Origin of the sequence: Aeromonas sp. SCS5 (genome assembly GCF_001887375.1) — a bacterium.
GTDB lineage: Bacteria > Pseudomonadota > Gammaproteobacteria > Enterobacterales > Aeromonadaceae > Aeromonas > Aeromonas jandaei.
This window is the reverse complement of the sequence record NZ_LFCS01000021.1, coordinates 38,996-45,862: the sequence shown is the minus strand read 5'-3', so window position 1 is coordinate 45,862 and position 6,867 is coordinate 38,996. Positions and strand designations below refer to the sequence as shown.

5 protein-coding genes are annotated in these 6,867 nt (G+C 61.1%); 2 read left to right on the top strand and 3 right to left on the bottom strand.

Translation table 11 applies throughout. The features are described from left to right. Positions 1–257: 257 nt before the first annotated feature. Positions 258–2,834: a bifunctional acetate--CoA ligase family protein/GNAT family N-acetyltransferase gene (locus BS300_RS20265; protein WP_071914940.1), complete on the bottom strand. Its 2,577-nt coding sequence runs from the start codon at positions 2,832–2,834 to the stop codon at positions 258–260. A gap of 73 nt (positions 2,835–2,907) precedes the next feature. Next, a complete protein-coding gene (locus tag BS300_RS20260) occupies positions 2,908–3,099 on the bottom strand; it encodes a hypothetical protein (RefSeq protein ID WP_019446537.1) in 192 nt (63 codons plus the stop codon). A gap of 191 nt (positions 3,100–3,290) precedes the next feature. On the opposite strand from BS300_RS20260, the gene BS300_RS20255 reads away from it, so the two are divergent. Further along, positions 3,291–4,157 carry a hypothetical protein gene (locus BS300_RS20255; protein ID WP_071914938.1) on the top strand — a complete coding sequence of 289 codons (867 nt, stop codon included), beginning with the start codon at positions 3,291–3,293 and terminating at the stop codon, positions 4,155–4,157. Here the strand turns inward: BS300_RS20255 and ilvY are convergent. Then, positions 4,146–5,039 (bottom strand): HTH-type transcriptional activator IlvY, encoded by an 894-nt coding sequence (gene ilvY / locus BS300_RS20250; RefSeq protein WP_071914935.1) that lies wholly within the window; start codon positions 5,037–5,039, stop codon positions 4,146–4,148. The genes BS300_RS20255 and ilvY overlap by 12 nt on opposite strands. A 221-nt stretch (positions 5,040–5,260) precedes the next feature. Between ilvY and ilvC the strand changes: the two genes are divergently transcribed. Further along, positions 5,261–6,742 (top strand): ketol-acid reductoisomerase, encoded by a 1,482-nt coding sequence (gene ilvC / locus BS300_RS20245; RefSeq protein ID WP_041210772.1) that lies wholly within the window; start codon positions 5,261–5,263, stop codon positions 6,740–6,742. Positions 6,743–6,867: the final 125 nt, after the last annotated feature.

The following is a 6,867-nucleotide window of genomic DNA, read 5'->3' as shown; positions in this document are numbered from 1 at the left end:
TTCCCGATTGGGAAGGCCTTTTTGCTATGGGCGATTTGTCGATTGGCCACAGCGTTGCACGCCTGAATAGACACCAAAGCCCGGTTATCAGACCGGGCTTTGGCATTTTCAGCATCCAGAAGCCACTGAACAGTAGCTTTTGCCTGAGGGGGGGGCACTGGCAGGCCAGCCATTCCCTCCTTTTGGTGTGTAATCACAGTCATTTTTGAATAATTCACAACCATTTATGCTGGATTACTCGCAGCCATCCATCCCAGTCACCCTACGCCAGCGCCACAGGAAAGAGCCATATTGACCACTCCCTCTTCCATCTGGACATCAATGGTAAAGCCGAGGCGCTTGGCGAGGGTTACCATGCCGCGATTACTGGGCATGGTCATGCCGGAGAGCTGGCCAATGCCCTGTTCGCAGGCGTAGCGGATTATCTTCTCCATCATCAGTTTGCCGAGCCCCAATCCTTTCAGGTCGGAACGAACCAGAATGGCGAATTCGGCATCGCTGAGATCCGGCGTCGAGATGGCGCGCACCACCCCGAGAATCTGATCTTTGCGCTCCCCATCCTGCCCTACGGCGACAAAGGCCATTTCGCGGTCGTAATCGATCTGGGTCATGCGGGCCAACTCTTCGTGACCCAGCTCACCCACGTCGGCGAAGAAGCGTTTGTACCTGTCCTCATCGGAAACCTGCAGCACGAATTGTTTGTGAGCCGGTTCATCTTCCGGGCGAATGGGGCGCAGCAGAACATGACTCTGATCCTTGAGCCAGGCCCCTTCCTCCAGCTCGGTCGGGTAGGGGCGGATAGCCAGCCGACTGGCGGGTGGAAGTGCTGGGTCGGCCAGCGTGACGCTGGCATCCAGCACTACCATCTCGGTGCCACAGGCTTGCAGCGGATGAAGATCCAGCTCCTGTATTTGCGGGAAGGCGAGCAGCAGTTCGGATAGCTGGCAGAGCACTTGACCGAGGGCATCGATATCCAGCCGATCCGGAGTGGCATGTTCACGGATCTTGCGACTCTTGAGCGCACCGATGATCTGGTAACGGGCCAGCGCCTGATTGAGGGGCGGCAGCGCTGCAACCATCTCCTGTGGTTCCGCCCCCGATTCACCGAGCAGGATGACGGGGCCAAAGATGGCGTCTTGCTGGATACGAACCCGAAGCTCCAGACCGCCACTGCGCCGCGCCATACGCTGTACCAGCAACCCTTCAATACGGGCGCCGGGATCGTGCTGTTTCACCCTGTCCAGAATGGCATCGGCAGCCTGTGCTACTTCGGCCGAGGTACGCAGATTGAGTACCACACCGTGCACAGCAGATTTGTGCAGGATATCGGGCGAACGGAGTTTGACTGCCACCGGGTAGCCGATCTGCTCGGCTGTCAGGGTTGCCTCGATGGCGTCGGTGACGATCCAGGTGGGCAATGTTGCGAGCCCGGCTGCTTGCAAGATGGGGTGGGCGAGATGGGTATCCAGCCTCAGCTGTTTGCGCTCCTGCGCCTGGCGGATCAGCTGTTGGCAGAGCTCGATATTGAGCTGGTTGCCGTGCAGGGAGGCGGGGGTCTCCATCAGCTGCTTCTGGTTGCGGCGGTACTCCACCATGTGCATGAAGGCGGCCATGGCGCTTTCCGGGGTACGGTAGGTCGGGATGCCCGCTTCGGTAAAGAGTTTGCGCCCCTCCTGCGCCGAGTACTCTCCCGCCCAGTTGGTAAGGATATTGAAACGGCGAGCTCTGGGGTGCTGTTTCAGGTGGGCGATAAGATGGCTGGCCAGTGGTGCACTGGGGGCTGTGAGCGAGGGGGCATGAATGATCAGGATGGCATCGATCCCCTCTTCCCCGAGCAGGTTGTCCAGCGCCCCCTGATAGGTGGTAATGGTGGCATCGCTGCCGATATCGAGCGGTGGGCGTGCCAGTTTGCCGCCCCGCTCCAGCAGCACATCCACCGCCATATTGGCCAGCCCGCGGCCGTTGGAGATGATAGCGAGCCGTTCGCCCTTGAGGGTCATGGAGTGGCTCAGGGTTTCCACTGCGGCAAACAGCTCGTGGGTATCCCGCACCCGCAACATGCCTGCGCGGCGGATGGCGGCGTCATAGACGTTGTCGAGGCCGTGGGCCGGATCGTGGCGTCCGCTTTTGAGCACCAGGATCGGCTTGTTGCGCGAGGCCGCTCGCGCCGCCGAGAGAAAATGGCGGGCATCGTGCAGCTTGTCCATGTAGAGCAGGATGGCGCGGGTCACGCTGTCGCGGGAGAGCTGGTCCAGCAGCTGGCCGAAGTCGATGTCGCAGTGATCGCCAAGGGAGATAAAGGCAGAGAATCCCAGCTCATGCTGCTTGGCCCAGTCGAGAATGGTGGTGCTGACCGCGGCAGACTGGGAGAGAAAGGCGACCTGCCCGGGCTTGGCGGCAATCGGTGAAAAGCTGGCATTGAGCCCCTGACCGGGCAGCAGCATCCCCATGCTGTTGGGGCCGAGCAGGCGGATACCGTATTGTTTGCAGAGCCGTTTCAGCTCCTGCCGCTCATCTTGTGAAAAATCGGCAGCGAGGATGATGGCTGCGCCCGCTCCCTTCTGGCCAAGCGCCTCCAGCAGGGGGATGACCCGCTCCCGGCGAGTGCAGATGATGGCGAGATCCGGAGCCAGTGGCAGGCTGGCAATGTCGGGATAGGCCAGCACGCCGGCCACTGCCTTGCTGCGCGGGGTGACTGGCAGGATGGGCCCTTTGAAGTGGCCCGCCAGCAGATGGCGAACGATGACATGGCCCGCTTTGTGCGGATCGGTCGAGGCGCCGATGATGGCGATTGATTGGGGTTTGAACAGCCGATCCAGACCGCTTGCGTTCATGGGCACTCCCGTCGAAAGGGGGAAGATACCAGTCTAATACCTCTTTGTTGCAGGTTCTGTGACCGGCTCCCGATCACCGTTTGTTCAGGGCGTTGGCGCGCAGGTAAAAGCGCAGCTCCCCCTGTACCCGGCGGATGGCACCGAGGTGACGCTCCTGCAGATAGATCTCCTGCTCCCTGTCCAGCAAGGTGCTGGGCAGACCCATGCTCTGCAAATACTCCTCAAACAGGGTTGATCCCTTGATCTCGACCAGATGCTGTTTCATGGTGCTCCTCCCTGATGTAGTTCGATGATGGCGAATATTCAGTCTGCGATCCCTTGCCCGGTTTGCCTATTGTCACTTCTGACATGAGACGGGACAGGAGAAGGTTCACACATCTGGCAGCGAACGCCGCATCAGGCCCTTGGCTGGCGTTATAGTATGACCAGAAGCATGGCGCTTGGATGGTGCAGGGAATGAAGCGAGTCGGATTGTGGTGCATGGTGTTGTGGCTGTGGGCGGCGGATACGTCGGCTGCCGTGCAGTCGATCCGCACCTGGAATCTGCTGCTGGAGCATCCCAACCCGGCAGTGGTGCAGTTGCTGCGGCTCTCTCTAGATCTGACGGTGCCTGAATATGGCCCCTACCAGCTGGTCTCCAGCCCGCCGATGGAACAGGGGCGGACGGTGAAAGAGCTGCACAGCGGCGAGCTGGTTCAGGTAGGAGTGTTTGCCCCCGATGAGGAGCGGGAAAGGGATCTGCTGGCGGTACACATTCCATTGGCCAAGGGGCTGCTCGGCTGGCGGGTTTGTCTGATCCGGCAGGGGGATGAGGGGCGCTTTGCCGCCATTCATTCGCTGGCCGACTGGCGCCGCTCTGGGCTCATCATCGGCCAGCACAGATCCTGGCCTGACACCCAGTTGCTGAGGGCCAACGGCCTCAATGTGATGGCGGGCAACCTCTACGAAGCGCTGTTCAACATGTTGCGCAAGCAGCGTTTCGACTGTTTTTTGCGCTCCGTCATCGAGGTCGAGGATGAGCTGAAACAGCACCCGGATCTGGCCATCGAGCCCCATCTGGTGTTTCGCTATCCGCTGGCGCTGCTCTTCTTTGTTTCGCCCAAATATCCGGAGCTGGCGCAGCGCATCGAGCTTGGCCTGCAGCGGGCGCGGCAAACTGGGGATTTTGACCGGATCTTCGAGGAGGGGTTTGGCAGCACCATCCGCCGTTTGCAGCTCGACCAGCGGCAGCGCCTCGAGCTGAACAATCCTGATCTGCCGTTGTCGAGTCGCAAGATGATGGCCGACCCGACGCTCATCTACCAGCCCGTCTCAGCGCAGTGAGTTCTGGTTCTGTGCCGTATCCCAGAAGGCGCGGATCAGCGGCTCTTCCAGTCGCTTCTTGAGCACCCCGATCCCCACATCAAATGGCTTGAAGGCGGGCTTGAGGTCGATGATCCGCACCTTGTCGCCGAGCGGGCTATGGTCGATCACCGCCGCCGGCACCAGCCCCACGCCGCACCCGAGCGCCACCATGGCAACGATCCCCTCGTTACCCGCCACTTCGGCGTAGATGTTGGGGGCGATCCCCTTGTTGCGAAACCACTGATCGCTGCGTTTGCGGGCCAGCCCCTGCTCGGAGAGGATGACCGGCAGCTGCTCCCAATCAGGTTCTCCCTGACGGAACCACTGGTTCAGTTGCGGGGCGTTGCGCGGCGCGATAAAGACCAGCGGTACCAGCTGCAGGCTGGCGAACTCCAGCTTGGCGGGCAGAGCATCGGGGCGGGCGGCGATGGCGAGATCGGCCTCATCGGCCAGGATCTTGTCCACCGCCAGCGCCGGGTCACCGGTCTCCAGCTTGATCTCCAGCTGGGGGTAGCGGCGGCGAAAGCGCTCCAGTACCTCGGGCAGCAGAAAGTAGCTGGCAGTGACCGAGCAGAAGACCCGCAGCCGCCCCTGCAGCGGTTCATCGCTGCGTTTGAGCTCCTGTTTGAGCTGACGCCACTCCTGCAACAGGCCGCCGCCAAACTCCCGCAGCTTCTCGCCGGCGGGGGTAAGCCGCACCGAGCGGTTGTCCCGCTCGAACAGCACGCAGCCGGTCTCCTGCTCCAGTCGCTGGATGGCGCGACTCAGGGTGGAGGGGCTGACCGCCATGGCATCGGCGCTCTTGCCGAAGTGGAGGGAGTCGGCGAGGTGGAGAAACAGCTCGAGATTGCGAAGGTCCATCTTTCAGCTCCTGGCGCGGCATGTGTGCCCGATATCCAGCGGTTGGCGGCTTGTTTCTGCCATCTCGCGGTACATTCAGCAGGCGATTATGAAGGGCTAACATTTCAGTTATTGCAACGTACTGTTTCGAATATATCAGTTCAGGCAATAAGTGTCCCGCGCTATAGTGGTTCAGACAACGCCGCTACCCGGCATGGAATCAATCGAACGGAGCAATCACCATGGCTAACTATTTCAACACCTTGAACCTGCGTCAGCAGTTGGCCCAGCTGGGCAAGTGTCGTTTCATGCAGCGCGAAGAGTTCGCGGACGGCTGCAACGTGCTGAAGGGCAAGAAGGTGGTGATTGTGGGCTGTGGTGCCCAGGGTCTGAATCAGGGTCTGAACATGCGCGACTCCGGGCTGGATATCTCCTACGCCCTGCGCAAGGCCGCCATCACCGAGAAACGAGCCTCCTGGCAGAAGGCTACCGACAACGGCTTCGCGGTCGGCACCTATGAAGAGCTGATCCCGACCGCCGATCTGGTGCTGAACCTGACTCCGGACAAGCAGCACTCCGACGTCGTGAAAACCGTGATGCCGCTGATGAAGCAGGGCGCCGCGCTGGGTTACTCCCACGGCTTCAACGTGGTGGAAGAGGGTCAGCAGATCCGCTCCGACATCACGGTCGTGATGGTGGCGCCCAAGTGCCCGGGCACCGAGGTGCGTGAAGAGTACAAGCGCGGTTTCGGCGTACCGACCCTGATCGCCGTTCACCCGGAGAACGATCCCAAGGGCGAAGGCATGGCCATCGCCAAGGCGTGGGCCTCTGCCACCGGCGGCGACCGTGCCGGCGTGCTGGAGTCCTCCTTCGTGGCAGAAGTGAAATCCGACCTGATGGGCGAGCAGACCATCCTCTGCGGCATGTTGCAGGCCGGTTCTCTGCTCTGCTACGACAAGCTGGTTGCCGAAGGCACAGACCCGGCCTACGCCGGCAAGCTGATCCAGTTCGGCTGGGAGACCATCACCGAAGCCCTGAAACAGGGTGGCATCAGTCTGATGATGGACCGCTTGTCCAACCCGGCCAAGCTGCGCGCCTTCGAGCTCTCCGAGCAGCTCAAGACCCTGATGCGCCCGCTGTTCGAGAAGCACATGGACGACATCATCGCCGGTGAGTTCTCCCGCGGCATGATGGCCGACTGGGCCGAAGACGATGCCAAGCTGTTCGGCTGGCGCGAAGAGACCGGCAAATCTGCCTTCGAAAACGCGCCGGCGTTTGCAGGCAAGATTGCCGAGCAGGAGTACTTCGACAATGGCGTGGTGATGGTGGCCATGGTCAAGGCGGGTGTCGAGCTGGCGTTCGAGACCATGGTGGCTTCCGGTATCTACGAGGAGTCTGCCTACTACGAATCCCTGCACGAGTTGCCGCTGATTGCCAACACCGTTGCCCGCAAGCGTCTGTACGAGATGAACGTGGTTATTTCTGACACCGCTGAGTACGGTAACTACCTGTTCGCCAACGCCGCCGTGCCCTTGCTGCGCGAGCACTTCATGCCGACCCTGAAAGCGGGCGATCTGGGTGCCAGCAAGGCGGAAGGGCAGAGCGTGGATAACCTGGCGCTGCTGGCGGCCAACGAAGCGACTCGCAACCACCCGATCGAGAAAATCGGTCAGGTACTGCGCGGTTATATGAAAGACATGAAACGCATCGCCGTCGGCGGTTAAGTCTGCATCGGGCAGGATGATGAAGGGGCGGGGATGACGATCCCCGTCGCCGGTCGGACTGGACACCCGACCGGCCAGCCAGAAAAATCAGCCTGACAGTCATAAAAAAGCCCCGCTCATCGAGC

Excerpts from the sequence above, each read along its gene's own strand:
- BS300_RS20255 (WP_071914938.1), top strand. The coding sequence starts at position 3,291 with ATGAAGCGAGTCGGATTGTGGTGCATGGTGTTGTGGCTGTGGGCGGCG.
- BS300_RS20265 (WP_071914940.1), bottom strand. The coding sequence starts at position 2,834 with ATGAACGCAAGCGGTCTGGATCGGCTGTTCAAACCCCAATCAATCGCC.
- ilvY (WP_071914935.1), bottom strand. The coding sequence starts at position 5,039 with ATGGACCTTCGCAATCTCGAGCTGTTTCTCCACCTCGCCGACTCCCTC.
- ilvC (WP_041210772.1), top strand. The coding sequence starts at position 5,261 with ATGGCTAACTATTTCAACACCTTGAACCTGCGTCAGCAGTTGGCCCAG.
- BS300_RS20260 (WP_019446537.1), bottom strand. The coding sequence starts at position 3,099 with ATGAAACAGCATCTGGTCGAGATCAAGGGATCAACCCTGTTTGAGGAG.